At 57.9% G+C, this 24,986-nt stretch carries 26 protein-coding genes; 18 read left to right on the forward strand and 8 right to left on the reverse strand.

The window, feature by feature from the left end:
* Window positions 1-18 precede the first annotated feature (18 nt).
* A complete protein-coding gene (locus ABJO75_RS25340) occupies window positions 19-426 on the forward strand; it encodes a cupin domain-containing protein (RefSeq protein WP_348125123.1) in 408 nt (135 codons plus the stop codon).
* A 153-nt stretch (window positions 427-579) separates the two neighbouring features.
* Here ABJO75_RS25340 and ssb read toward each other — a convergent pair whose 3' ends face one another.
* Window positions 580-1,089, reverse strand: coding sequence for a single-stranded DNA-binding protein (ssb, locus tag ABJO75_RS25345; protein WP_348125125.1), 510 nt, complete (start codon window positions 1,087-1,089; stop codon window positions 580-582).
* A 183-nt stretch (window positions 1,090-1,272) separates the two neighbouring features.
* Between ssb and ABJO75_RS25350 the strand changes: the two genes are divergently transcribed.
* Window positions 1,273-1,857, forward strand: a complete 585-nt coding sequence (locus ABJO75_RS25350) for a lytic transglycosylase domain-containing protein (protein WP_348125127.1) — start codon at window positions 1,273-1,275, stop codon at window positions 1,855-1,857.
* Between the two features lie 44 nt (window positions 1,858-1,901).
* On the opposite strand, the gene ABJO75_RS25355 is transcribed toward ABJO75_RS25350, so the two are convergent.
* The 6 genes from ABJO75_RS25355 to miaA form a co-directional block, all read right to left on the reverse strand.
* On the reverse strand, window positions 1,902-3,986 hold the full coding sequence (locus tag ABJO75_RS25355; RefSeq protein WP_348125129.1) for an ABC transporter ATP-binding protein: 2,085 nt from the start codon (window positions 3,984-3,986) through the stop codon (window positions 1,902-1,904).
* 3 nt (window positions 3,987-3,989) lie between these two features.
* Window positions 3,990-4,256 carry a hypothetical protein gene (locus tag ABJO75_RS25360; RefSeq protein WP_348125131.1) on the reverse strand — a complete coding sequence of 89 codons (267 nt, stop codon included), beginning with the start codon at window positions 4,254-4,256 and terminating at the stop codon, window positions 3,990-3,992.
* Window positions 4,256-5,449, reverse strand: a complete 1,194-nt coding sequence (locus tag ABJO75_RS25365) for an ABC transporter permease (RefSeq protein ID WP_348125133.1) — start codon at window positions 5,447-5,449, stop codon at window positions 4,256-4,258. Before ABJO75_RS25365 ends, ABJO75_RS25360 begins: the two co-directional genes overlap by 1 nt.
* A 15-nt stretch (window positions 5,450-5,464) precedes the next feature.
* Window positions 5,465-6,517, reverse strand: coding sequence for an ABC transporter permease (locus tag ABJO75_RS25370; RefSeq protein WP_348125135.1), 1,053 nt, complete (start codon window positions 6,515-6,517; stop codon window positions 5,465-5,467).
* 127 nt (window positions 6,518-6,644) lie between these two features.
* Entirely contained in the window at window positions 6,645-8,309 is a 1,665-nt protein-coding gene (locus ABJO75_RS25375) for an ABC transporter substrate-binding protein (RefSeq protein WP_348125136.1), read from the reverse strand.
* A gap of 289 nt (window positions 8,310-8,598) precedes the next feature.
* Window positions 8,599-9,462, reverse strand: coding sequence for a tRNA (adenosine(37)-N6)-dimethylallyltransferase MiaA (gene miaA, locus ABJO75_RS25380; RefSeq protein WP_348125138.1), 864 nt, complete (start codon window positions 9,460-9,462; stop codon window positions 8,599-8,601).
* 211 nt (window positions 9,463-9,673) lie between these two features.
* On the opposite strand from miaA, the gene pyrH reads away from it, so the two are divergent.
* The 14 genes from pyrH to ABJO75_RS25450 all read left to right on the forward strand — a co-directional run bounded on the left by pyrH (window position 9,674) and on the right by ABJO75_RS25450 (window position 22,531).
* Window positions 9,674-10,363, forward strand: a complete 690-nt coding sequence (gene pyrH, locus ABJO75_RS25385; RefSeq protein ID WP_348125683.1) for a UMP kinase — start codon at window positions 9,674-9,676, stop codon at window positions 10,361-10,363.
* A 155-nt stretch (window positions 10,364-10,518) separates the two neighbouring features.
* Window positions 10,519-11,085: a ribosome recycling factor gene (gene frr / locus ABJO75_RS25390; protein WP_348125140.1), complete on the forward strand. Its 567-nt coding sequence runs from the start codon at window positions 10,519-10,521 to the stop codon at window positions 11,083-11,085.
* Between the two features lie 11 nt (window positions 11,086-11,096).
* Window positions 11,097-11,828, forward strand: coding sequence for an isoprenyl transferase (locus ABJO75_RS25395; RefSeq protein WP_348125141.1), 732 nt, complete (start codon window positions 11,097-11,099; stop codon window positions 11,826-11,828).
* Window positions 11,825-12,616: a phosphatidate cytidylyltransferase gene (locus ABJO75_RS25400; RefSeq protein ID WP_348125143.1), complete on the forward strand. Its 792-nt coding sequence runs from the start codon at window positions 11,825-11,827 to the stop codon at window positions 12,614-12,616. The genes ABJO75_RS25395 and ABJO75_RS25400 overlap by 4 nt, the downstream gene beginning before the upstream one ends.
* Entirely contained in the window at window positions 12,616-13,788 is a 1,173-nt protein-coding gene (gene dxr, locus ABJO75_RS25405; protein ID WP_348125144.1) for a 1-deoxy-D-xylulose-5-phosphate reductoisomerase, read from the forward strand. The genes ABJO75_RS25400 and dxr overlap by 1 nt, the downstream gene beginning before the upstream one ends.
* Window positions 13,789-13,792: 4 nt before the next feature.
* The gene (gene rseP, locus ABJO75_RS25410; RefSeq protein WP_348125146.1) at window positions 13,793-15,142 is read left to right on the forward strand and encodes an RIP metalloprotease RseP; all 1,350 of its coding nucleotides are present in this window, start codon (window positions 13,793-13,795) and stop codon (window positions 15,140-15,142) included.
* 187 nt (window positions 15,143-15,329) lie between these two features.
* Complete coding sequence (locus tag ABJO75_RS25415; protein WP_348125148.1) at window positions 15,330-15,455, forward strand: hypothetical protein; 126 nt, start codon at window positions 15,330-15,332, stop codon at window positions 15,453-15,455.
* 129 nt (window positions 15,456-15,584) lie between these two features.
* Complete coding sequence (gene bamA, locus ABJO75_RS25420) at window positions 15,585-17,972, forward strand: outer membrane protein assembly factor BamA (RefSeq protein ID WP_348125150.1); 2,388 nt, start codon at window positions 15,585-15,587, stop codon at window positions 17,970-17,972.
* Window positions 17,973-17,978: 6 nt separating this feature from the next.
* Entirely contained in the window at window positions 17,979-18,572 is a 594-nt protein-coding gene (locus tag ABJO75_RS25425; RefSeq protein WP_348125151.1) for an OmpH family outer membrane protein, read from the forward strand.
* Between the two features lie 154 nt (window positions 18,573-18,726).
* On the forward strand, window positions 18,727-19,191 hold the full coding sequence (fabZ, locus tag ABJO75_RS25430) for a 3-hydroxyacyl-ACP dehydratase FabZ (RefSeq protein WP_348125153.1): 465 nt from the start codon (window positions 18,727-18,729) through the stop codon (window positions 19,189-19,191).
* A gap of 4 nt (window positions 19,192-19,195) precedes the next feature.
* Window positions 19,196-19,981: an acyl-ACP--UDP-N-acetylglucosamine O-acyltransferase gene (gene lpxA / locus ABJO75_RS25435; protein WP_348125155.1), complete on the forward strand. Its 786-nt coding sequence runs from the start codon at window positions 19,196-19,198 to the stop codon at window positions 19,979-19,981.
* A 3-nt stretch (window positions 19,982-19,984) separates the two neighbouring features.
* Window positions 19,985-20,788 (forward strand): UDP-2,3-diacylglucosamine diphosphatase LpxI, encoded by an 804-nt coding sequence (gene lpxI / locus ABJO75_RS25440; RefSeq protein WP_348125157.1) that lies wholly within the window; start codon window positions 19,985-19,987, stop codon window positions 20,786-20,788.
* Window positions 20,788-21,939 (forward strand): lipid-A-disaccharide synthase, encoded by a 1,152-nt coding sequence (gene lpxB / locus ABJO75_RS25445; RefSeq protein WP_348125159.1) that lies wholly within the window; start codon window positions 20,788-20,790, stop codon window positions 21,937-21,939. Before lpxI ends, lpxB begins: the two co-directional genes overlap by 1 nt.
* Window positions 21,940-21,946: 7 nt before the next feature.
* Entirely contained in the window at window positions 21,947-22,531 is a 585-nt protein-coding gene (locus tag ABJO75_RS25450) for a hypothetical protein (protein ID WP_348125161.1), read from the forward strand.
* A gap of 31 nt (window positions 22,532-22,562) precedes the next feature.
* On the opposite strand, the gene mnmA is transcribed toward ABJO75_RS25450, so the two are convergent.
* On the reverse strand, window positions 22,563-23,705 hold the full coding sequence (gene mnmA / locus ABJO75_RS25455; RefSeq protein ID WP_348125163.1) for a tRNA 2-thiouridine(34) synthase MnmA: 1,143 nt from the start codon (window positions 23,703-23,705) through the stop codon (window positions 22,563-22,565).
* Window positions 23,706-23,836: 131 nt separating this feature from the next.
* On the opposite strand from mnmA, the gene ABJO75_RS25460 reads away from it, so the two are divergent.
* A complete protein-coding gene (locus ABJO75_RS25460; protein ID WP_348125165.1) occupies window positions 23,837-24,115 on the forward strand; it encodes a DUF1153 domain-containing protein in 279 nt (92 codons plus the stop codon).
* A 99-nt stretch (window positions 24,116-24,214) separates the two neighbouring features.
* Entirely contained in the window at window positions 24,215-24,931 is a 717-nt protein-coding gene (locus tag ABJO75_RS25465) for a response regulator transcription factor (RefSeq protein WP_348125166.1), read from the forward strand.
* Window positions 24,932-24,986: the final 55 nt, after the last annotated feature.

Here is a 24,986-nt window from a genome sequence, read left to right on the forward strand (position 1 = left end):
CAATAAAAGGATACGGATATGGATATTTTCGCAGCAGGACAGCGTCCGACTCAACGTGCCAGTTCCGACTGGTTTACCGGAACCGTCTGGCAGGACCCGATCGTCGAGGCACCGGAACCGGCAAGGCTGCGCGCGTTGCGGGTGAGTTTTGAACCCGCTGCGCGCACGGCTTGGCATACGCATCCATTGGGGCAGACGCTCTATGTGACCGAGGGTGTCGGGTTGGTTGGGTTAAGAGGAGAGCCGCCGCGTGTGATCCGGGCCGGAGATACCGTTTGGATACCACCGCAGGAAGAGCATTGGCACGGCGCTGCGCCGGACACGGGCATGACCCATATCGCAATGCAAGAGGCGCAGGACGGTGCTGTTGCCAGTTGGTTGGAGCACGTTTCCGAAGATGAGTACAGGGTCACGCCAAAGGCGTGACCCTGTTCAGACAGTCGAATGTGAGTGTCGCTGGAGGACGATTAGAGGTCCTATAGCGTTTCGCCTTTGGGCTGTATCATTGCCCAGAATCTAACGCGCTGAAATCCATGATTTCATGCAGCGTTAAATAATTCTGGTTTGCGCCGAATTGCTTTAGAACGGGATTTCGTCGTCCATATCGCGTGAAGACGGGGCGCTTTGACCGCCGCCTTGTCCACCGCCGCCATACCCGTCATCCCGCTGGCCTCGGTCATATCCGCCACCTTGGCCACCGCCATATCCGCCTTCGCTGCGACCGCCGCCGCCGCCGTCACGACCGTCAAGCATGGTCAGGGTGCCGCCAAATCCCTGCAGAACAACTTCAGTCGAATAACGATCCTGACCGGATTGGTCCTGCCATTTGCGGGTCTGCAACTGACCTTCAATATAGACCTTGCTGCCTTTGCGCAGGTATTGCTCGGCAATGCGAACCAGCCCATCGTTAAAGATGGCAACGGAATGCCATTCGGTGCGTTCCCGCCGCTCGCCGGTGTTTTTGTCTTTCCAGTTTTCGCTTGTGGCGATGCGCAAATTACACACTTTGCCGCCGTTCTGAAACGTGCGCACTTCGGGGTCGGCACCCAAATTTCCGATGAGAATGACTTTGTTGACTGAGCCGGCCATGGCGCTTCCTGTTCCTGTAAAGTGTGGACTGTATCCGAATCCTGACGACCCGGTTTGCGCCAGCCTATACGTCCGGGACGAAGGTTTAAACAAAGTAAACGCCACACAGACGCCGATGTCTGGCGTTTCTGAATGAATTGGGTATAGTGCGCGCCGAGGAACAGTGAGCAGGAAGTGGACCGGATGCGCAGGTTGGCGTTGACGATTGCGATTGCCAGCATGGGGCTGGCACATGCCGCGCATGCGGATATGTTCTCGACAAAGAACAAACGGAACCTGTTTGCATCGCAGACGCGGGTGCTCGACGGTCGTGCGGCCAAGCAGTATGCGAATTCGGCCCGGCTGAAACCGCCAACGATCCACACCCCCAGCCAAGGCGGCACGCAGTCTTACCGCGGCAAGTATCGCGGCAAGTACCTGAGCATGGCCAAGGAGGCCGCACGCCGGCACAATGTACCTGAGGAACTGTTTGCGCGGTTGGTCCAGCAGGAATCAGGCTGGAACCCTAAGGCCCGCTCGCACAAGGGGGCGTTTGGTCTGGCGCAGTTGATGCCGTCAACGGCGCGGGCACTGGGCGTTGATCCCAAGGACCCGTATGAGAATTTGGATGGTGGCGCGCGGTATCTCGCACGCCAATTCCGCGAGTTCGGATCATGGCGACTGGCCCTGGCAGCCTATAACGCCGGACCCCAAGCTGTGAAAAAGCATGGGGGCGTTCCGCCTTACAAGGAAACCAAGAACTACGTGAAGGTCATCTGGGGCAGCTAGGGCTGTTTGACAGCGACCCTATTCCAGAGGATCGCTATCGCCCTTTATTCTGCGGCAATCTTGATGACCGGTTCCATCTCTGCAAATTTCGCGTCGCTGAGGTGACATTTGACCTGATGATCGCCTGGCAGCATCCGCACCGGAGGCACCTCTCGCTCGCAAAGATTGTCAGGGACTTCGGATTTCCAGCGGCAGCGGGTCTGAAACGGGCAACCGCTGGGTGGATTCATCGCGGACGGGATATCGCCTTCGAGCACGATATGCTTCTTTTCCACTGAGGTGTCCGCGATCGGAACCGCGGAGAGCAATGCCTCGGTATAGGGGTGATAAGGTGGGGAAAAGACCTGATCGGTGGTGCCAAGCTCGACCACATGGCCAAGATACATGACCATGACCCGGTCCGACAGGTAGCGCACGATCGACAGATCGTGAGAGATGAAAAGCAACGTGGTCTTCTCGTTGCGCTGAATCTCCATCAACAGATCGGTCACGGCCGCCTGAACCGACACGTCCAGCGCCGACACCGGTTCGTCCGCAACCACAATCCGCGCGCCACCGGCAAAGGCGCGGGCAATGCCGACGCGCTGTTTCTGACCACCGGACAGCTGGCGGGGCATCCGTTCGGCAAAGGCACGGGGTAGTTTGACTAGATCGAGCAGTTCCAGCATCCGCGCCTTGCGCTCGGACTCGCTGTTGCCGATGCCAAAGATTTCGAGCGCGCGAATGATCTGGCGACCGACGGTCATCGACGGGTTCAAAGTGTCAAACGGGTTCTGGAACACCATCTGCACGTCACTGATCGTCTTGGTGTCGCGCTTTTCGATGGGGATCTGTTCGATATTGCGGCCATCCAGCAGGATTTGCCCCTCGGTCGCGGTTTCCAGCCCCATCAGCACCTTGGCAAACGTAGATTTGCCGCAGCCCGATTCACCGACGATGGCGAGGGTTTCGGATTCTCGCGCCTCGAAACTGAGGGTTTCATTGGCCTTGACGACCTTTTTGCTGCCGCCGCCGAACATCGCATTGGCCGCGACCTCGTAGTATTTCTTGAGGTTGTCCATCTTGAGGACGACATCACCGATTTCGCCCTTTTCCTTGGTCTCCGCCTGTTGCATCGGCGCGTTCCAGTCGATCTCTTTGAACTTGAGACATCGCGTGTGGTGGCGGTCATTTCCCGGAACCGGCTCCATCATGATGTCACCCTGATCACAGCGACCTTCTTCGAAATAATCGCAGCGCGGGCCAAAATTGCAGCCTTTGGGCCGTTCATGAGGCAGGGGGAAGTTGCCCGGAATCGCAACCAGCGGGCGGCTGTTTTTGTCGGCACCGGGCAGCGGGATCGACCGGAAGAGCGCCTGTGTATAAGGATGCTGCATTTCATCAAACACATCTTCGATGCTGCCGCGTTCCACCGCCTCGCCGGAATACATCACGCAGATGCGGTCACAGGTTTCCAGCACCAGGCCGAGGTTGTGGGAAATGAACAGCATGGAGGTGCCGTATTTGCGGCCCAGATCCTTGACCAGTTCGACGATGGCCGCCTCGACCGTCACATCTAGCGCCGTGGTCGGTTCATCAAGGATCAAAAGCGCCGGTTCGGACATCAACGCCATGGCGATCACGATGCGCTGTTGCTGACCACCGGAAAGCTGGTGTGGGAACGAATTGAGGATACGCTTTGGGTCGGGCAGCTTGACGTCGGTGACCACCTGAAGGGCGCGTTCAAAGGCCTCTTTTTCCGATGCGCCCTGATGGATCATCGGCACTTCCATCAGCTGTTTACCGATTTTCATCGCCGGGTTCAGCGAGGCCATCGGCTCTTGATAGATCATCGCGATTTCGCTGCCACGGATGCCGCGCAACTCCTCTTCGCTCATTGCAGAGAGATCGCGTCCCTTGAACTTGATCGAACCGCCGACGATGCGGCCATTTTTGCCAAGGTCCTGCATGACACCAAGCGCAACCGTGGATTTCCCGCATCCGGATTCACCGACAAGACCAACCGCCTCGCCGGGTTGTACGGTGGCCGAAAAATCCATGACCGCCGGGATTTCCCGCAGCCGGGTGAAGAACGAGATCGATAGTTTGTCGATTTCGAGGATCGGTCCGTCGTAATCCAATTTCGTCATTGATCAACTTGCCTTTCCGATAAGGTCGAGTGTGGTCGCCAGTGCGAAAAACATTGCGGATACGCCAGAAGCGATAGCGGCATACCTACTCTTTTTGGCATTGTCTTTCGCCCAAAGTAGAGCAGGCGAAGGATTGGTTTCCCAATCATCTGGTGCATAAGTGCCGTAGCCATACGTAGCCGGTGGTTCCTTTCTCGCGCTTAGGAACCAAAAGACAGAAGCAACAATTGCCGCACTGATTGCCATTACATTTGCTAGTAAGGCCAGCATCAGTCCTTAAGGCTCTCTTCACGCAGACCATCGGCCAGCAAGTTCAAACCCAACACCAGGCTGAGCAATGCAAAGGCCGGGGGCAGGGCAGGATGCAGGTAGATCGACAAGAGCTTGCGGCCTTCATTGATCGTGCTGCCCCAGTCCGGGCTTTCGGGTGGCAGGCCGAGGCCAAAGAAACCCAAGGTTCCGAGGAGGATGGTGGTATAGCCAATACGCAGGCAGAAATCGACAATCAGCGGGCCGCGCGCGTTGGGTAGGATTTCCCACAGCATGATGTACCACGGACCTTCGCCCCGTGTTTGCGCGGCGGCCACATAGTCGCGGGTTTTGATGTCCATCGCCAGCCCGCGCACGATGCGGAACACCGTGGGTGAGTTGACGAAAACCACCGAGACGAACACCACAAGAATGCCACCGGGAATGTCAAAGATGTCGAGCACGCCGGGCAGGATCGCAACCTTGGTGCCGACTTCAGAAATCAGCGACAGGTAAAGCCAGGCCATCACACCCAACACTCCGATGAGGAGCGGAGTTCGGAACCCGGGCTGGGTGTAATACCGCGAATTCAGCAGGACGCCGACAAAGACGATGGGAAAGACGAAGAGCACTGTCGCCATATAGTTCGGTACGCCGGTCGCCACGATTTCCGGGGTCACCAGCAGGTAGAACAGCAGGATCACTGGGAAGGCAAGGATCAGGTTGGCAAGGAATGACAGCAGCGTATCGAGCCGTCCGCCATAGTAACCCGCAGGCAGACCCAGCGTGATGCCGACCATAAAGGCAAATAGCGTGGCAAGCGGCGCGATCTGCACCACCACCCAGGCCCCGCTGACCATGCGACTGAATACATCGCGGGCAAGGTTGTCACCGCCGAGCAGATACCAGCCATATTGCCCCTCTTCGGGGTCAGGGAGCGGCGTGCCGGGCACCTTGTTTTTCATGCCGGATATCTGCGCCAGCGGATCATGGGTCACGATCAGGTCGAGCGCTCCGAAGATGCCGGTAAAAACCCAGAACATCACCAGCGCAAACCCGATCATGCCGATGGGACTGTCAAAGAGTTTCCCGTAGAGGCCCAATCTGCGTTTGAACGCGATCGAGACTGCAAACAGGATGATGAGCGCGATCCACACTGAGGTGAACTGATAGAGGACGCGGATGATGATATCGAATGTGCCGAGAGGTTCCATGTTCTCTGCCCTCCCTTAAGATATACGGATGCGCGGATTGAGGTAGACATAGCCGATATCCGATATCAGCTGGGTCACCAGAACCACGATCACCGAAACCACCGACACCGCGAGCAACAGCTCGATGTCGTTGTTGCCTGCGGCCTGCACCAACACCCAGCCAAAGCCCTTGTAGTTGAACAGGGTCTCGACAATGACGACGCCGTTCAGCAACCACGGGAACTGCAGCATGATCACCGTAAAGGGAGCGATCAGCGCGTTTCTAAGCGCGTGTTTCACGACAATATTCGAGAATTTCACGCCTTTGAGCCGGGCGGTTCGAATGTATTGCGCGGTCATCACTTCGGTCATGCTGGCCCGCGTCATCCGCGCGATATAACCCATGCCGTAGAGCGAGATGGTGAGGACCGGGAGGAAGAAGTTTTCGAAATTGGCGTTCTCCATCGCCGAGGTCGCCGTGCCCTTGAACCATTTCAGACCGACCGCCGAGGATGCAAAGACCGCGATAAAGATCACGCCTGATACATATTCGGGCGTCGCTGTGGTGATGATCGAAAAGGTCGAAAGTGTGCGGTCGGTTGCGGTTCCCTCGCGCATCCCGGCGAGCACCCCGACCAATAGGGCCGATGGGATCATCAGGACCAGAACCCAGAACATCAACTTGCCCGTCAGGCCGAGCCGCGTGGCGATGATGCCCGAGACCTCATCCTTGAACACAGTCGAATAGCCCCAGTCACCTTGCAGGATACCACAGAACCTTCGGGCATCTGCAGCCTCTTCGGCGGTGGCGGTTCCCCGTATGCAGCGGCCGGTAAAGCCGTCTTCGCTTTCCAGAGTCCAGCCGGGCAACACGCCCAACCACTGACCGTATTTGACGGGCAAGGGCTGCATATAGCCCCCTTTGGTCAGCCAGCTTTCGACCGCTTCGTCAGACATGCGGAAGTTGCCTTGGGTCTTGGCGAGCTTTTCGAGGTTCGGGTAGAGATTGGTCAGAAAGAACACGATGAAGGTGAGGCAGATCGCCGTCAGTATCATCACGCCCGTTCTGCGCAGAATGAATAGTCCCATTATGTCCCCTGTCGGTCAGGTGCGGGATGGCCCGGTTTGGTCCGGTGTCTGTCTTGCAGGGGCGATTGTGGCCCCGGTCCCGAGAGGTGCCCCGCCCCGGCGAGCCGGAGCGGGGAAGAGGGCTGGCTTAGGAGGCCAATCCCCATTTGTATTGATGGTGTTCAAACGCAATGTGCTGGTCAGTGCCGACAAGCCCTTCGCGCATATGACGGTACAGTGCGCGCCAGTATGGTTGGATCGTCACGCCTTCTTCCTGAATCAAGGCCGCCGCCTTGCCAGCGATTTCGCGGCGCCTGTCTGAATCGGCGATGGACAAGGCTTCTTCGAGCAAGGCGTCGAAATCCGCATTCGCCCAGCCGAATTCATTCCAGGCCTCACCTGACCGGTAGGCAAGCGCCCAGATCTGCACGCCCAGCGGACGGTGGTTCCAGTTGGTCGAGCTGTAGGGATACTTGGTCCAGTCGTTCCAGAAGGTCGAGCCGGGCAGAACCGAGCGTTTGACCTGAAAACCCGCATCGCGCAGTTGTGCCGCCACCGCATCAGTGGTGTTCTTGCGCCAGTCATCGTCGATGGACAGGATTTCATGTTCGAAGTCCATCATCCCCGCTTCTTCCATCAAAGCCTTGGCCGCGTCGGGGTCATGTTTGGCCGCGCCAACATCAAAATACTCGGGATGCTTGGGGCCAAGATGGGTGTTGTTGGCAACTTCGCCGCGTCCGCCATAGCCAAGTTCCAGAAGGACCGAGTTGTCGACCGCCATCGCGAGCGCCTGCCGCACACGTTTGTCCGCGTAGGGCTGCGTGCCGTCGATTTCGGCCAACTGGTTGGGGCGGACGACGACTGTGGCCATAGTAACCACTTCGGATTTCACGAGACCCAGTCCGTCGAGCACATCGATAAATTCGCCGACGCTCTCGTGCAGCATGTCGACTTCTTCGGATTCAATCGCCGCAAGCCAGGCCGCGGGATCAGTGCCATAGTCGATGTATTCCACGCGGTCGAGATAGGGGCCGCCATAGACATCCGTACCCCACCAAGAGTGATCGGTGTTGCGCACCAGCGTACATTTCACGCCGACTTCCAGCTCTTCGATAAGGAACGGGCCAGTGCCGACATTCGCGGTGAAATCATCGGTCTGGTACGTGGAATGTGTGATGGCTGCCGGATAGTCGGACATGCCCGCGATCAGCGAAATGTCAGGCTTTTGCAGGTTGATCTTGACCGTGTGATCATCGACCACTTCGATGCCACCCTCGACCGCCTGACCGCTTTCTTCGTCGATCAACGTAGCAAAACGACCAGCCATCGAGTTGCCTTCAAGGCTCTTGTCGCACCAGCCCGCGATATTGCGCGCAACATCATCTGCGGTGAACGCATCGCCATTGTTCCAGGTCACGCCCTGCCGCAGATTGAGCGTGTAGACGGTCGCGTCGTCGTTGATCTCCCAGCTGTCGAGCAACATGCCGCGGAAGGAACCGTCGGAATTGTACTCGACGAGGTATTCGATGGTTCCGCGAGTCTGGTTGCCCATCTCGCTCCAGTCATATGTGCGCGGGTCCTTGAGGGGGCGCACGCTGGTCTGCACCTTGATGGTGCCGCCAGGCTGAGGCTCGGTTTGGGCGTGGGCTGGCATGGGCAGCCCGACCATGGCGTAGGCAGCGGCCGTTGCAACACCGAATGTCGATGCGCGAGCGAGGAAATCGCGGCGGGTAATCTTGCCCTCGCGATATTCCTTTGCGTGCATCTCGGCGGCCCAGTGAACGGGCTTGCCGTTGATTGTTTGCTGAGTCATTTAACTCTCCCTGTCGATTTGATGAGTGTATCGGAATGACACGCACGTCGCGTCCTGCTTTTCCAGCAGGCCCCCGCGCGGCTTATGATTGCTTTTGGCTTCATTCCCTGACGGCATTCGGCACGAGATTCGGGCTTAGGTCAATGATCGCTTTCGACATTCTGGTAATATTTGCGACATGTCGGACGCAATAAAACGACAGATCTTGCGTTGCCGAGACGGCACCCATGATGCGTGGGCTGTATGACTTCTGATGTTGGAATTGGGTACAGATGCCCAGCGTTGCCGCTCAGGTCTCGGGCGAAACCGACGTCCAACCCTGCATTCGCGCGCGAAACCATGTACGCTGACGCTTTGCGAATTGCCGGGTTGCAATCGTGGCGCGCTCTCGCGCGTCATCGAGGCTCAACTCTCCTCGTAGATGTGCGATCAGTTCGGGAACGCCAATGGCGCGAAACGCGGGCAGGGCGGAGTCATACTGGTCGAGCATGGCCCGCACTTCTTCAAGCGCCCCCATGTCCAGCATCTGGTCAAAACGGCGAGCGATGCGCGCATTCAGCCAATCGCGCGGTGCGTCAAAGACCAGCGGAACCGCATCGCTCAGCGGCAGTTCGGGAGGGGGAGTGTCGGCTTTCCAGTCGGCAAGCGTGCGCCCGGTGGTGGCCTGTACCTCATAGGCACGCTGCACGCGTGCCCGGTTTTTTACATCAAGCCCGGCGAGGGTGCGTTCATCGACCGCCGCAATCAGCGCGTCATGGCTCAGCGCATCGGCGTGGTCGCGCACTTCGGTGGGCGTTGGTGGAATGTTTGCGATACCTTGAGTGAGGGCAGAAAAATAGAGACCGGTGCCGCCGACGATTATGGCGCGGCGCGGCCTCTTTAGCAGCGGTAGGACCTCGCGCAGCCAATGGCCTGTGGAATACGCCTCGGTGCAGCGGATATGACCGTACAGCCTATGCGTAGCCCGCGCTTCCTCTTCCATCGAGGGGCGCGCAGTCAGGATGCGCCAGCAGTCATAGACCTGACTGGCATCGGCATTGACAATGATGCCACCGTCCCGCTCGGCGATTTCCAATGCCAGCGCGGATTTCCCCGATGCGGTCGGCCCGGCAATCAATACTGGTTTATCTTTCGGTATATCAGGTATTTGCATCGGGCTTTTCAGGTCACTCCGTCGCGCGATTTGAAAATTCTACAGCTCATTGCGCACGACTGCCGGATGGCGGATTGTACCCGGACGCAATTTCCTTCATTTTGCGCGCAAATAAACCCGTCCTGCCGCGGAGCGCAACATGACCACTTCCCCAGATTCCGACACTGCAATCGCGCAAGGCGCGCAATCCGGTACCGCCTTTCGCCGAGTGATGCTCAAGATTTCGGGCGAGGCGTTGATGGGGGATCAGGGATTTGGTCTGCATCCGCCAACGGTACAGCGGATTGCACATGAGGTGAAATCGGTTCACGATCTCGGTGTCGAGATTTGCATGGTGATTGGCGGCGGCAACATTTTTCGCGGGCTGCAAGGGTCTGCACAGGGGATGGAGCGCACCACCGCTGATTACATGGGGATGCTCGCCACAGTGATGAACGCGCTGGCGATGCAATCCGCGCTCGAGGCGCTGGATATTCATACCCGTGTCATCAGCGCCATCACCATGAATGAGGTTGCAGAACCCTATATTCGCCGCCGAGCCGTTCGCCACCTTGAGAAAAAGCGGGTCTGCATCTTTGCGGCCGGCACCGGCAACCCGTATTTCACCACCGACACGGCTGCGACGCTGCGCGCGAACGAGATGAAATGCGAGGCGATCTTTAAAGGCACCAAGGTTGACGGCGTCTACGATAAGGACCCGGCGAAACATGACGATGCCAAGCGGTACGATTTCGTTTCCTACGATGATGTGCTGGCAAAACGGCTGGGCGTAATGGATGCCAGCGCGATTGCCCTGGCGCGCGATAACAACTTGCCCATTATCGTGTTCTCGCTGGATGAACCCGGCGGATTTAAGGGAATTCTCGCGGGCGAGGGCACCTATACCAAGGTTCAGGGGTGACGCTGATTTGGGGGAAGGCCTGCGTCGGTCGCGGGTAATCTAGATAATAAGTGTCGCTGGCGTTTCCCGGTTCTTCTGCTAATAACGTGGCGGAAGGCCAGCAGTGATACTGAACGGCACGAAACGAAACGCGCAATTCGGGAGAACAGAGCGATATGTCTGACGACTTCATGCTGGACACGGATGATCTTGAACGGCGCATGGATGGCGCCATGGCCAACCTGCGCACGGAATTCGCATCGCTGCGGACCGGGCGCGCCAGTGCCTCGATGCTCGAGCCGGTGATGGTCGACGCCTATGGCGCGATGACACCAATCAACCAGGTGGGCACGGTCAATGTACCTGAACCACGCATGGTCACGATCAATGTCTGGGACAAAGGCTTGGTCGGCAAGGTCGAAAAGGCGATCCGGGAAAGCGGGCTTGGCATTAACCCGCAGTTGAACGGCACCATCATCATGTTGCCAATCCCTGAATTGAACGAAGAACGCCGCCGCGAATTGACCAAGGTGGCCGGACAATATGCCGAACATGCACGGGTAGCGATCCGCAATGTGCGTCGTGATGGCATGGACCAGATCAAAAAGGCCAAGTCCGACGGTTCTGTGTCAGAAGACGATCAGAAATTCTGGGAAGAAACCGTTCAGGAACTGACCGACAAGCATATCGCGGGCATCGATGCGGGGCTTGAAACGAAACAAGCGGAAATTATGCAGGTTTGAAACAGGGCGGCATGACACCGGTTCCGGATACGGCGCCTCCGGGCGGTCCACGTCATGTGGCAATCATCATGGACGGCAATGGTCGATGGGCGCAGGCGCGTGGCCGGCCACGACTGTTCGGGCATCACGCAGGCGCACGCCGAGTGCGCGATGTGGTCGAGGCTTGCCCGGAACTTGGCATCAAGTATCTGACGATATTTGCGTTTTCGACCGAAAACTGGAAACGCACACAGGTCGAGGTCGCCGGCCTGATGAGCCTGTTTCGCCGCTATATCACCCGCGAGGCCCGTGCTCTGAAAGAACGTGGCGTGCGCGTGCGTTTTATCGGTGACCGCGTGAGACTCGACGAAAAGCTGGTCATCCTGATGGACCAGCTCGAGGAAATGACCTCGAATAACGATCTGGTGCATCTAACCATCGCCCTCAACTACGGCGGACGTGACGAGGTCGCGCGGGCGACCAAACGGCTGGCGCAGGATGTCGCAGACGGGCGGCTAAGCCCGGATGATGTCGATGAGGAAACGCTGCCACGCTATCTTGATACTCATGTGCTGCCGGATCCGGATCTGGTGATCCGAACCAGTGGCGAGGCGCGTATCTCGAACTTTTTACTGTGGCAGTCGGCCTATTCCGAATATGAATTCATCGACACGCTCTGGCCTGATTTTTCGGCCGAAGAGCTGCGTCGACTTTGCACCAGCTATGGCACCCGCGACCGCAGATTCGGCGCCGTACTCGCATGAGCGGCTCAGGTCGCTGGGCGGATCTCGCGCCACGCATCGGATCCGCAGTTGTCATGATCGCAGTCGGCGTGTTGGCCATCTGGGCAGGCGCCGATGTCTTTCACATCTTTGTCGGTGCCGTGTGTGGTGCGATGATCTGGGAACTGCTGCGGATGCTGAACGGGCAGGGCGGGCCTCTGGTGATTGCAACAGCGGTTGTTGCGGCCTTGTCGCTGATACTCGCGCTCTACCTGCCGACCCCCTATTTGTTTCCGCTGCTTCTATTGCCGGTACTCCTCGGGGTTCTCGCCACGCGCGAGCATCGTTTGATCTGTGGCGCGTTCATGGTTCTTGTCCTGTTGGCGGGGCTGGAAATGATGGTCGTGCGCGATGACTTTGGCCTCGTGTGGATCATCTGGTTGATCGTGATCGTGATCGTGTCGGATGTTGCAGGGTATTTTGCTGGTCGCATGTTGGGTGGCCCGAAATTCTGGCCAAAGGTCAGCCCGAAAAAAACGTGGTCCGGGACAGTGGCGGGATGGCTCGGTGCGGCGGTGGTGGGGTTTGCCTTTGCCGCGCAGCAGGACACCAGCCTGTTGCTGGTGCCTTATTCTGTCCTTGTCGCGTTTGCGGCGCAGATGGGGGACATCGCTGAAAGCGCAGTCAAGAGGATGGTTGGCGTCAAGGATTCAAGCACTCTGATTCCCGGTCATGGCGGGTTTCTGGACCGCTTTGATGGTATGTTGGGGGCCTCGTTCTTTGTTCTCGTGATCGCGGGGCTGTGCGGATTGCCTCCGGGGACAGTGTGATGAGACGGGTCTCGATTTTCGGCGCGACCGGGTCCATCGGACAGAACACCATCGACCTGCTTGAAAACGCCCAAGCCGAGTATGACGTGGTTGCGTTGACTGGCGGACGCAACATCGCGCAACTGGCCAAGGATGCCCGCGCGCTGAATGCGGATGTGGCGGTCACGGCCTTTCCAGACCTATTGGAAGACCTGCGTGCCGCGCTCGCGGGCAGCGGAGTTGAAGCCACTGCCGGGCCGGAGGCGTTGGTCGAAGCCGCGTCGCGGCCCGCCGATTGGGTGATGTCGGCAATCGTTGGTGCCGCTGGACTGAAACCGGGGCTGGCTGCATTGGAGCAGGGCGCGACACTGGCCTTGGCCAACAAGGAATCGCTGGTCTGCGCCGGGACGTTGGTGCTTGAGACCGCAGAAAAGAATGGCGGGCGATTACTGCCCGTTGATAGTGAACATTCTGCTGTGTTTCAGGCGCTGATCGGAGAAAAACTGGACGCTGTCGAGCGGGTCATCATTACCGCCAGTGGCGGTGCGTTTCGCGATTGGCCGCTCGAAAAACTGCAAGGCGCGACGCTGGCACAGGCCTCACGCCATCCCAACTGGGACATGGGCCAAAGGATCACAATCGATAGCGCGTCCATGTTCAACAAGGCGCTGGAACTTATCGAAACCAAAGAGTTTTTTGGGATTTCACCTGAGATGATCGAGGTTATCGTTCATCCTGAATCCCTGATACACGCCATGGTCGGGTTTAATGACGGGGCATTGATGGCGCATGTTGGGCCGCCTGATATGCGCCATGCCATCGGCTTTGCGCTAAACTGGCCGGAACGCTGCGCTCTTCCAGTCGAAAGGCTGGATTTCGCCAAGATCGCTCAGATGACGTTCCGCGCACCCGAAGAGGCGCGTTACCCTGCCTTGCGGTTGGGGCGCGATGTGATGAAACGTGGTGGTTTGTCTGGCGCCGTGTTCAACGGCGCCAAAGAGCGGGCGTTGGACGCATTTCTTGCAGGACACATCGGATTCGTGGACATGGCGAGCGTTGTCGAAGACGTCCTGACACGGTTTGAAGCAGAACCCGGGCGCATTGATACAGAAATGACCCTTGAAACCGTGATGCAAACGGACCATCTCGCCAGAGTGTGGGCCGACGCCGCAATGGAAAAACGAGCAGGATAAGACTTTGGATTTAGTGTCGCTTATTCCGCAGTTTGGCGGACTTATTTATACGTTGCTCGCATTTGTCGTGGCGCTCTCGGTCATCGTGGCGGTGCACGAATACGGTCACTATATCGTGGGGCGCTGGTCGGGTATTCACGCCGAAGTATTCTCGCTGGGGTTTGGTCCGGTGCTTTACAGTCGCATGGACAAGCGTGGCACCCGCTGGCAAATTGCGGCGTTGCCCTTTGGCGGATACGTCAAGTTTCTTGGTGATGCCAACGCGGCTTCGGGCAAGGATTCCGAGGCGATGGAAACCGCCGAGCGTGACCCGGCGGAATTGCGCCGCACGATGCATGGTGCGCCACTGTGGGCAAGAACGGCCACGGTTGCGGCAGGGCCGATCTTTAACTTCGTGATGTCCATCCTTGTATTTTCGGCCATCGTTCTGACGCGGGGCGTGGTCAGCGAACCGCTCACAGTTGGCGAAGTTCAGGACCTGCCTGCCGGCTTTCATCAACTTGCCCAAGGTGATGAAATCATCGCGATTTCAGGCTCTACCGCTCCGGCCTTTGACAACAACGTAGCCTGGTCGACATTCACCCAGGACATTCCGGTCGAACCGTCGCTTGACTACACCGTGCGGCGCGATGGGCAAGAGCGCGATGTTGAAGGTCCCTACCTGTTTCCGCCTTATGTGTCACAGGTCGCCCCGCGCAGCGCTGCGATGGATATCGGACTGGAATCGGGGGATGTGATCACGGCCATTGATGGCGCGCCGATATTTGCCTTTGATCAACTGAAATCTGCCGTGGAGTCTTCGGATGGCCGGGTGTTGTTGCTGGATGTCTGGCGGCAGGGTGAAACGCTTGAATTTGCGCTGGCCCCCCGTCGCACCGACGAACCACAGGCGGATGGCGGCTTTGTCACACACTGGCGTATCGGCATTGCCGGTGGCATGGCGTTCCTTCCTGCAACCGAGAGGGCCGGGTTGGGCGAGGCCGTGGTTGGTGGTTCCGTGCAGACAATGGCAATCATCTCCAGTTCGCTATCGGGTCTTTGGCATATGGTCACCGGCGCGATCAGCACCTGCAACATGTCAGGCCCGATCGGTATTGCGGAAACGTCAGGCGCGATGGCGTCGCAAGGGGCGCAGAGCTTTATCTGGTTCATCGCGGTTCTGTCGACGGCAGTTGGCCTGTTGAACCTCTTTCCCATTCCGGCGCTGGATGGGGGGCATCTGGTATTCTACGCTTACGAAGCCGTTGCGGGCAAACCGCCAAGTGACGGTGCGCTTCGCATCCTGATGGCCATCGGGTTAAGCCTGATCCTGTCGCTGATGGTGTTCGCCCTGGGCAACGACCTGTTCTGCTAACACGAAGCGCATCTGCGTGAGATTCTGTTCAGAACAAGTTGAAATCGCCAGCTTTTTGATAAGGCTTTGAGTCGTGTGGTTTTAGTCGCGCCACGCCGGCAACACAGGTTTGCCCCAGTCTTGCCACATTCTGCTTATAGTTGTTTTTTTGTTCTCTGGAAAAGAATGGAGCCAAAGGAACACGGTCATGCAGGCATTGCATAAAACATATCGCGGACTCAGCCTGATGGTCGAGTTGAACGCGGACCGTCTGTTGTTCCTGCTGGCAATAATAACGGCCTTGCTGGCAAGCGGGTATCTGGCCAGCTTGTAGCGCCCTCTTGCCATGTTGCTTCAGTACGTCGCACGGACCCGAACAGACCGTTCCTCATGTGCTTTTGACATCATCTGACATTCCCGATAATCACAATCTCAAAGCTGTGATGAGACGGGGTTAAGACAGATGGGTTTGGGCTGGGCTGTGGGCATATCTCGTGATCACGCATGCAATTGCGTCAATATATGGTATCGGCGACTGATCCCATTTTTTCTAGTCTTTGCAACAGTTTCACTGTTCTCTGCGGGGATTGCGGCGGCGCAATCCTATACGTTCAATTCGATTCAGGTCGAAGGCAACAAGCGGATTCCGACAGCGACGATTGCGGCCTATACGGGAATCAACCCGGGAAAATCGGTGAGTGCGGGCGAACTGAACGCCGCATATCAGAGAATCGTGGACAGCGGTGTCTTTGAAAGCGTCGATCTTGAACCGCGTGGCAGCACTTTGCAGATCACAGTCACGGAACGCCCGACGATCAACCGGATCAGCATCGAAGGCAATCGCCGCCTTAAGGATGAAGACCTCGAAGGATTTATTGAGTCAAAGTCGCGGCAAGTCTTCAACCCGACCATTGCCGAGGCCGATGCCGGAATCATTGCCGAGGCGTATTCGCAGCAAGGCAGGATTGCCGCAACCGTCACCCCGCGCATCATCCGGCGCAGCGACAATCGCGTCGATCTGATATTTGAGATTGCCGAGGGTGATACGATCGAAGTCGAACGGATCAGCTTTGTCGGCAACCGGGTGTTTTCTGATCGACGTTTGCGCCGTATCTTGGAGACCAAGCAGGCAGGTCTCCTACGGACCTTCATCCGCGCGGACACGCTTGTCGAGGACCGCATCGAGTTCGACAAGCAGGTCCTGCGCGACTTCTACTTGTCGCGAGGCTACGTCGACTTTCGGATTCTCGGCACAAATGTCGAACTGACAAAGGAACGTGACGGCTTTTATCTCGTGATGAATGTTCAAGAGGGGCAGCAGTTCAAGTTCGGTCAGATCAGCACGGTATCCGAGATGACCGGTGTTGATGCGGCCGAATACCAGGATGTTCTCAAGGTGCGCCCCGGAGTAGTGTATTCACCTTCGCTGATTGAAAATTCCATTGCCCGGATGGAACGTCACGGCCTCAAGCAAGGTGTGGATTTCCTTCGGGTAGAGCCACGGATTACCCGCAACGACAGGGATCTTACCCTTGATGTGCAATTTGCCTTGGTTAAAGGGCCTCGGATATTCGTTGAACGAATCGACATCGAAGGAAACACAACGACCCTGGACCGGGTTATTCGTCAACAATTCAAGAGCGTTGAGGGCGACCCGTTCAACCCGCGTGAAATTCGTGAAAGCGCGGAGCGTATTCGTGCACTCGGCTTTTTTGCGACGGCTGAGGTGGACACGCGCGAAGGATCGACACCCGCACAGGTTATCGTTGATGTAGATGTCGAAGAGCAGCCCACTGGATCGCTGAACCTTGGCGGTTCCTACTCGGCGGTCGATGGGTTTGGTATTGCCATAGGTCTCACAGAGAACAACTTTCTGGGTCGTGGCCAGCGGCTGTCGTTTAATATCTCGACAGCGCAGGAAACAGACTCCTACATCTTTGGCTTCACAGAACCCTATCTTCTGGGACGTGATTTGCAGTTCAGTATCGATCTTGGTGTTGCGTCGGCATCTTCGAGCTTTGCAAGCTACGACATTGACCGTGGATTCATTAGCCCTTCCTTAACCTTTCCGATCAGTGAGAACGGAAGAATCCAAACGCGTTACAGCTATGATGACAGCGAAATGGAAGCGCGCGGCACCCCCGCAGAAGACTATAGTGGCGCGGTCATCCTGCGTGAGATCGAACAGGGCCGCCGTTCGAGCAGCGCATTCGGACTTAGCTATATCTATGACAGCCGACTGACCGGACTTAATCCAAATGCGGGTGTCCTGTTTCAGATCGGCGCAGATTTTGCGGGACTTGGTGGTGACAACAAATACATCAAATCCACAGCCAAGATTGTCGCCCAAAAGCGCATTCTGAACGAAGAAGTTGTCATCAGGGCCTCCCTTGAAGCTGGGGCATTGAGCTGGGAGTCAGATACGCCCAGCCGGTCCATCGACCGGTACATCCTGACACCATCTATTATGCGTGGCTTTGAACCTGCTGGCATCGGTCCTCGTGACCAGTCTAACGGATTCGATGACGCCATCGGCGGCAACTATTATGCTGTTGCCCGTTTCGAGGCCGAATTCCCACTGGGATTGCCCGAGGAATTGGGGCTGCGCGGCGGCGTCTTCTACGATATCGGCAACCTTTGGGGTACCCAGAATGTCGATACTGCTGGCGCGATGTGTGAGGGTGTTGCAGGGGTATGCGGAGCGGACGGATCGTGGCGTTCCGCGATCGGGGTATCGCTGCTTTGGACAACCGGCTTTGGACCGCTTCGTTTCAACTTCAGCAAGGCGATTCAGAAAGAGGTCTTTGACAAGGAACAGAGCTTTGACCTGACGCTTCAGGCGCGGTTCTGATTTCAGATGAAGCATCTCGCGGCACGTATGAGGTCCGCTCTGGCGGATTTGATCCGGGTCCTCCTGCTGCTACTTGTGATTCCGACAGGCGCATCTTCACAAGCGCTTGGTCTGCCGGACAGCGTGATCCTGACGATTTCATCTGAACGCCTGTTCAGCGATTCTGCCTTTGGCCAGCGGGTCGCCCGTGAGTTTGAGGCTGCAAGCGGAGAGCTTGCGAAGGAAAACCGGCGTATTGAGCAGGAACTCACCAATGAGGAACAGGAACTGACCGAGCGCCGCCCGAGTATGGAAGCGGCAGCGTTCCGGGAGCTTGCCGATGCATTTGATGTGAAGGTCAAAGAATTCCGCCGAACACAGGACGCCAAGGCCCGCGCGCTGGTTCAAAGGAACGAGGAAGAGCAGGTCAAATTCATCCAGGCTGCGCGCCCGATCCTCACGGATCTCATGCGCGAGGCCGGCGCCGGCGTGGTGTTGGAACGCTCCAGCGTATTCCTGAGCGTTACTGCGATTGACGTGACAGAGGTCGCGATCAACCGGTTGAATGCGACCATCAAGGATGGTGTCACGTCAGCGGATGCGCCTGCCGACGCCGACTAACACTAGTACCGCACGGACGAACGGCCAGCAGATCAGCCGTCATGGTCCTATGGCTACTCCGCTTGGTACTGCTGAAATGCGACAGTGTAACTTGCCCAAGCCGGACCGGGTTGTTACTCAGGTTCCTGCAGCCTCAATTTCAGGAACATGTTTAATGACAGACGACTTGAAACGCGCAGACATTCATCTGATCCAGCGAATCCTGCCACATCGATATCCATTCCTGCTGGTGGACAAGGTTGAAGAGATCAACGGTACCAACTCTGCGCGGGGCTTCAAGAATGTCACGATGAACGAACCGCATTTTCAGGGGCATTTTCCCGGTGCACCGGTGATGCCCGGTGTAACCATCGTCGAGGCGATGGCCCAGACGGCGGGCGTGATGATCGGTGTTGGTGCCGACGTGGTGGATCAGGATTTGCTGATCTATTTCATGTCGATCGACAAGTGCAAATTCCGCCGCAAGGTTATCCCCGGCGACGTGTTGATTATGGAGCTTGAAACCCTGCGCGGCAGACCGGGCGGCAAAGTCTGGAAATTTGGTGGCAAGGCAACTGTGGACGGTGAACTTGCTGCCGAGGCAGAATTCACCGCCATGATCGACTTTCCCAAGGGCTGACGGAATGACGCAAGTGCATCCAACGGCGGTGATCGAGGACGGCGCCCGTTTTGGGCAGGACTGTATCATCGGTCCGCTGTGCATCGTGGGCGCAGACGTGGTTCTGGGTGATCGTGTCGAACTCAAAAGCCACGTGGTGGTCACCGGAAAGACCGAAATTGGCGATGACACGGTGATCTTTCCGTTTGCTGTGATCGGAGAGATTCCACAGGATCTGAAGTTCAAGGGCGAGGACAGTCGGTTGGTAGTCGGCGCGCGCAACCGCATTCGCGAGCATGTGACGATGAATGCCGGCACCGATGGCGGTGGGGGCGTGACTCGCGTTGGCGATGACGGGCTGTTCATGGCGGGTTGTCATATTGCACATGACGCGCAGGTCGGGGACCGGGTGATCGTGGTCAACTCGGCGGCCATCGCTGGGCATTGTGTGCTTGAGGATGACGTGATCATCGGCGGTCTGGCCGGTATCCATCAATGGGTGCGGATCGGGCGCGGCGCGATCATCGGCGCTGTCACCATGGTGACAAACGACGTGATCCCCTATGGCCTCGTGCAGGCTCCGCGTGGAGAATTGCACGGGCTGAACCTCGTCGGTCTGAAACGGCGCGGCGTGGCGCGGTCAGACATCACCGCGTTGCGGGCGGCGTTTCAGATGCTGGCGCAAGGGGAAGGGACATTCCACGAACGTGTCGAACGTCTGGGCAAAGAGACCGACAGCCAGCAGGTCCATGAAATGGTGGACTTTGTTCTCGGCCATACCGACCGGTCTTTTCTGGTTCCGGGGCGCTGACAGATGGGATTGGCGCTTATTGCAGGGGCAGGCGGGCTGCCCCACGCTCTTGTTCAGCAGCTTGAAACCCGCCCGATTGTTTGTGCCCTCGCTGGGTTTGAGCCGGATGGGGTCAAAGTCGACGAGACGTTCCGTCTGGAAACACTCGGCAGCTTGCTGGCTGACCTGAAGGCAAAGGGCGTGGACCAGATTTGTCTTGCCGGGGCCATCGACCGTCCGGCGATTGAACCGTCGGCCATTGATGCCGCAACGATGCCGTTGATACCGGTGTTGCAACAGGCGTTGATTCAGGGCGATGATGGTGCATTGCGGGCGGTGATTTCGGTATTTGAACATGCCGGTTTCGCGGTTCGCTCGGCACATGAGATCGCGCCTGGACTGCTGCCCGCGACGGGGTGCATGACGCGGTGTGAGCCCGACGATACGGCCCGCGCCGATGCCGACCGCGCTGCGCAGATTGTCGACGCAATGTCGGCGGCGGATGTGGGGCAATGCTGTGTCGTGCAGGCGGGGCAGGCCTTGGCCATCGAAACGGTGTACGGCACGGATTGGATGCTGCAGAGCCTCGGCGCGCGGCTGGAAGCGGACCCCAGAGGCGGTGTGCTCTTCAAGGCGCCCAAGCGGGATCAGGACACGCGCGCGGATATGCCAACCATCGGTGTCGATACCATCGGTGCTGCTGCCGCAGTCGGATTGCAGGGTGTGGTGATCGAAACCAATGGGGTGATGGTGCTGAACCAAGCCGAGGTTGTTGCGGCTTGCGATAAGGCAGGTCTCTTTCTCTGGGTGCGGGACCGGAACAGCTGATGCGTGTCTTTCTGATCGCGGGAGAGCCATCGGGCGATCGCCTCGGGGGGGCGTTGATGACGGGGCTGCGAAGCCTTGTACCGGACGTGCAGTTTGAAGGCGTAGGTGGTGCACAGATGCAGGCGCAGGGGCTGGAAAGCCGCTTTCCCATGGACGAGCTGAGCGTCATGGGCATTGCCGAAGTTCTGCCGAAGTATACACATCTAAAACGACGGATCGCGGAGACGGCACAAGCGGTGATCAAGGCCCAGCCGGATGTTCTGATTACCATCGACAGCCCCGATTTCTGCCTGCGTGTAGCCAAGCAGGTCAAGGCCGCCGCGCCGATCCGCACGGTGCATTATGTGGCACCGACGGTCTGGGCGTGGCGACCAGGGCGGGCGCAGAAAATGGCGCGCATGATCGACCAGGTGTTGGCATTGTTCCCGTTTGAACCTCCCTACATGGAAGCCGCCGGAATGCAGTGCGACTTTGTCGGGCATCCGGTGGTGGCAGAGCCGCAGGCAACCGCGGAAGAGGTCGCGGCATTTCGGTCGGCATTCGATCTCGGCAATCAGAGATTTGCGCTCGTGCTTCCCGGATCGCGCCAAGGCGAGGTGTCGCGGCTGACGCCGGTCTTTGGTCGGGCTCTGTCCCGGTTGGCGCAATCACATCCGGATCTGCGCATCGTTGTCCCAGCAGCGGCCCCGGTTGCCGATCTGGTGCGCGAGCGGGTTGCAGACTGGCCCGTGGGCACGGTTGTGGTCGATCCGAGGGCATTCGATGCGGAAACTGCACAGGCACACAAGCGAGCGGCGTTCCACGCGGCGGATGTGGCCCTTGCGGCATCAGGCACCGTCTCGTTGGAGCTGGCCGCCGCGCAGACGCCCATGGTGGTGGCCTACAAGTTCAACTGGCTGAGCTGGCAGATCATCAGCCGTATGGCCTTGATTGATACTGTGACCCTGGTCAATCTGGTCAGCGACACCCGCGTGGTTCCGGAATGTCTGGGACCGGATTGTCAGCCGGATCAGATTTCTACAGCGCTGGACAAAGTGCTGGACAATCCCGGCGCGCAGATGCAGGCGATGGAGCTGACCATGGAGCGGCTGGGGCGAGGCGGAGACGCTCCGGGGTTGCGCGCAGCGCGGGCCGTGCTGGCACGTCTTTAGCGCCGCAATGGATTACCTTGCCTTTGCAACCAGCACCGGCCTGGCGCTTGTTCTGACCAACATCGACAATCTGTTGGTTCTGTTCGTCATCCAGATCCCGCTTGGTGCGGCACGTGCTTTGACTGGCTATGTCGTGGCACAAGTGTTGGTTCTCGGCGTTTCCGTTGCAGTGTCGCTGGGCGCCAGCGATGTTCTTTCCGGACGGTCCGGTTATCTTGGCGTGGTGCCGATTGCGATGGGGATACGTGGGATTTACGTCGCGCGCCGGGCGAGGCAAAAGCCAGAGCCAGATGGCGATCAACTACCGCGGAGCAGTGGGCTGATTGCTCTGATCCTGATGTTCCTTGGCATGTCAGCGGACACGTTTGGTGTTCTGGTGCCGATCCTGACCGACAGCCTGCCGGGCTACAGGCTTTGGGGCGTCGCGGGGGCGTTGCTTGCGATTGCAGCGATGGCTCTCACTGCATACGTTCCGCTCCGACATGGCGGGTTGGCACCGGGCTGGACCAAACGTGCGGAACCGCTTGGCTCCTATGTGATGATCGTCGCCGGTCTCTACGTGCTCAGCGACAGCGCTACGGACCTTTTGTGAGGCAATACTACGGTCCAGCCTAAAGTCGGGTTCAACCGCGCCAGATCCAGCCACCGCCAAAAATCCGGCTGCCACCGGTCTCGTAGAACACACAAGCCTGACCCGGAGAGACTCCCTCTTCGGCGTCAAGCAGTTCTACCGTCGCCGTTGTTTCGGTGATGGGCCGCAGGATCGCTTCGCGCGGAGGGCGGGTCGAGCGGACCTTGACCGAGATATGCCAATCTGACTGGCTGGTCAGCGGGACATCGCCAAGCCAGTTGATCTCGCGGACCGGAACCGTGCGCGTGGCGAGCAGTTCCTTGGGGCCGACGATAACCTGCCGTTTGTCGACGTCGAGGCGCACCACATAAAGCGGATCGGACAAGCCGCCGATGCCCAGACCACGACGTTGACCAATGGTATAATGGATGATCCCGTCATGCTGACCCAGCACCCGACCATCGGCGTGAACGATTTCGCCCGGATCGGCGGCGTCCGGGCGCAGTTTCTCGATCACTGCAGCATAGTTGCCATTGGGCACAAAACAGATGTCCTGGCTGTCAGGCTTGTCTGCAACGCTGAGCCCGTATTTGGCCGCTAGCGCGCGGGTCTCGGCCTTGGACGGCAAATGCCCCAGCGGGAAGCGCAGATAGTCGAGCTGTTCCGGGGTGGTGGAGAACAGGAAATAGGACTGATCGCGTGCGGAATCTTCGGCACTGTGCAATTCCGGCCCGTTGGCTCCAACCTTGCGCTGGATGTAGTGACCGGTGGCCATGCAGTCGGCGTCAAGATCGCGGGCCGTTTCGAGCAGATCCTTGAATTTGACCCGTTCGTTGCAACGGATGCAAGGCACAGGAGTCGCGCCAGCGAGATAGCTGTCGGCAAATTCGTCGATCACCGCATCCTTGAAGATGTTTTCGTAATCCAAAACGTAATGCGGAAAGCCACGTTCCTCTGCGACGCGACGCGCATCGTGGATATCAAGCCCAGCACAGCAGGCGCCTTTCCTGGCAAGGGCAGCACCGTGATCGTAAAGCTGAAGCGTGACCCCGACCACGTCATAGCCTTCGTCAGCCAGAACCGCGGCGACCACGGAACTGTCGACACCACCGGACATGGCTACGACAACCCGCGTGTCAGCCGGGGCTTTGGCAAAGCCAAGTGAATTTAGCGGGGTGTCTGTATCCAGCGCCATATCGGCGTCTCCTGCACGGTTGGGAAGGCCTCGCAGAATATAGGAAAATCTTAGAGACTCACAAGGGGCGGTTTCATGCCTCGTTAAGTCTGCTGCGTCACATTTGAGTGGGTGATGTAGAGGAATGACAGATGTTTCTGAAAAAGGTGGAGGGTCCGCGCGCTGTGACGCTTCCGGACGGGACGATCATGACGCGGGCTGATTTGCCCCCGGCCAATACGCGACGTTGGGTGGCCTCGCGCAAGGCAGCGGTCGTTCGCGGGGTACTGTATGGGCTGATAACGCAACCCGATGCGCTTCGACAATACGGGCTGAGCGATGAGGAATTCAGAAGCTGGATCGCCGCCGTCGCGGACCATGGCGAAGATGCGTTGAAGGCGACGTCACTCAAAAAGTATCGACAACCATAAGTTGCAATGCCATAATCAATTTTGACGGTAACGCACGGTTAACTTTTCTTGTTCAAGGTTAATGCGGAACGGGAAAACGATTGAGGCGGAGAGCTTGGAATGCGCGTATTACTAGTTGAAGATGACCCAACGACGTCAAAGAGCATCGAATTGATGCTGACACACGCCAACCTGAACGTCTATGCGACGGATCTTGGTGAAGAGGGCATCGATCTGGCAAAGCTCTATGACTATGATTTGATCCTTTTGGACCTGAATCTGCCAGATATGCATGGCCACGATGTCCTGCGGCAACTGCGACTTGCGCGGGTTGAAACACCAATTCTCATTCTGTCGGGTGCAGATGATACGGAAAACAAGATCAAGGGATTTGGATTTGGCGCCGATGACTATTTGACCAAGCCATTTCACCGTGAAGAGCTTGTCGCGCGAATTCACGCTATTATTCGCAGATCCAAAGGCCATTCGCAGTCTATCATTCATACGGGCAAGATTGCGGTCAACCTTGACGCGAAAACGGTCAGCGCCGGCGACCAGCCTGTGCATTTGACCGGCAAAGAATACCAGATGCTGGAACTACTGAGTTTGCGCAAGGGGACCACCCTGACAAAGGAAATGTTCCTCAATCATCTGTATGGCGGAATGGACGAGCCGGAACTCAAGATCATCGATGTCTTCATTTGCAAGCTGCGCAAGAAACTCAGCAACGCGACCGATGGTGAAAGCTATATCGAAACGGTTTGGGGCCGGGGTTATGTCTTGCGCGATCCGCAGGGCGATCAGGTAGAAAGCCCGCGTCTCGCCGTTGGTGCCTGAACGAAAAGTCACGCGACCATGCATCTCGACCGGGTCGGGCCGGGGTTGATACCAC

Source organism: Sedimentitalea sp., assembly GCF_039973035.1.
Taxonomy (GTDB): domain Bacteria; phylum Pseudomonadota; class Alphaproteobacteria; order Rhodobacterales; family Rhodobacteraceae; genus Sedimentitalea.

Coding starts and splice junctions, on each gene's coding strand:
- ABJO75_RS25340 (WP_348125123.1), top strand. CDS start 19: ATGGATATTTTCGCAGCAGGACAGCGTCCGACTCAACGTGCCAGTTCC.
- ssb (WP_348125125.1), bottom strand. CDS start 1,089: ATGGCCGGCTCAGTCAACAAAGTCATTCTCATCGGAAATTTGGGTGCC.
- ABJO75_RS25350 (WP_348125127.1), top strand. CDS start 1,273: ATGCGCAGGTTGGCGTTGACGATTGCGATTGCCAGCATGGGGCTGGCA.
- ABJO75_RS25355 (WP_348125129.1), bottom strand. CDS start 3,986: ATGACGAAATTGGATTACGACGGACCGATCCTCGAAATCGACAAACTA.
- ABJO75_RS25360 (WP_348125131.1), bottom strand. CDS start 4,256: ATGCTGGCCTTACTAGCAAATGTAATGGCAATCAGTGCGGCAATTGTT.
- ABJO75_RS25365 (WP_348125133.1), bottom strand. CDS start 5,449: ATGGAACCTCTCGGCACATTCGATATCATCATCCGCGTCCTCTATCAG.
- ABJO75_RS25370 (WP_348125135.1), bottom strand. CDS start 6,517: ATGGGACTATTCATTCTGCGCAGAACGGGCGTGATGATACTGACGGCG.
- ABJO75_RS25375 (WP_348125136.1), bottom strand. CDS start 8,309: ATGACTCAGCAAACAATCAACGGCAAGCCCGTTCACTGGGCCGCCGAG.
- miaA (WP_348125138.1), bottom strand. CDS start 9,462: ATGCAAATACCTGATATACCGAAAGATAAACCAGTATTGATTGCCGGG.
- pyrH (WP_348125683.1), top strand. CDS start 9,674: ATGCTCAAGATTTCGGGCGAGGCGTTGATGGGGGATCAGGGATTTGGT.
- frr (WP_348125140.1), top strand. CDS start 10,519: ATGTCTGACGACTTCATGCTGGACACGGATGATCTTGAACGGCGCATG.
- ABJO75_RS25395 (WP_348125141.1), top strand. CDS start 11,097: ATGACACCGGTTCCGGATACGGCGCCTCCGGGCGGTCCACGTCATGTG.
- ABJO75_RS25400 (WP_348125143.1), top strand. CDS start 11,825: ATGAGCGGCTCAGGTCGCTGGGCGGATCTCGCGCCACGCATCGGATCC.
- dxr (WP_348125144.1), top strand. CDS start 12,616: ATGAGACGGGTCTCGATTTTCGGCGCGACCGGGTCCATCGGACAGAAC.
- ABJO75_RS25415 (WP_348125148.1), top strand. CDS start 15,330: ATGCAGGCATTGCATAAAACATATCGCGGACTCAGCCTGATGGTCGAG.
- bamA (WP_348125150.1), top strand. CDS start 15,585: ATGGGTTTGGGCTGGGCTGTGGGCATATCTCGTGATCACGCATGCAAT.
- ABJO75_RS25425 (WP_348125151.1), top strand. CDS start 17,979: ATGAAGCATCTCGCGGCACGTATGAGGTCCGCTCTGGCGGATTTGATC.
- fabZ (WP_348125153.1), top strand. CDS start 18,727: ATGACAGACGACTTGAAACGCGCAGACATTCATCTGATCCAGCGAATC.
- lpxA (WP_348125155.1), top strand. CDS start 19,196: ATGACGCAAGTGCATCCAACGGCGGTGATCGAGGACGGCGCCCGTTTT.
- lpxI (WP_348125157.1), top strand. CDS start 19,985: ATGGGATTGGCGCTTATTGCAGGGGCAGGCGGGCTGCCCCACGCTCTT.
- lpxB (WP_348125159.1), top strand. CDS start 20,788: ATGCGTGTCTTTCTGATCGCGGGAGAGCCATCGGGCGATCGCCTCGGG.
- ABJO75_RS25450 (WP_348125161.1), top strand. CDS start 21,947: ATGGATTACCTTGCCTTTGCAACCAGCACCGGCCTGGCGCTTGTTCTG.
- mnmA (WP_348125163.1), bottom strand. CDS start 23,705: ATGGCGCTGGATACAGACACCCCGCTAAATTCACTTGGCTTTGCCAAA.
- ABJO75_RS25460 (WP_348125165.1), top strand. CDS start 23,837: ATGTTTCTGAAAAAGGTGGAGGGTCCGCGCGCTGTGACGCTTCCGGAC.
- ABJO75_RS25465 (WP_348125166.1), top strand. CDS start 24,215: ATGCGCGTATTACTAGTTGAAGATGACCCAACGACGTCAAAGAGCATC.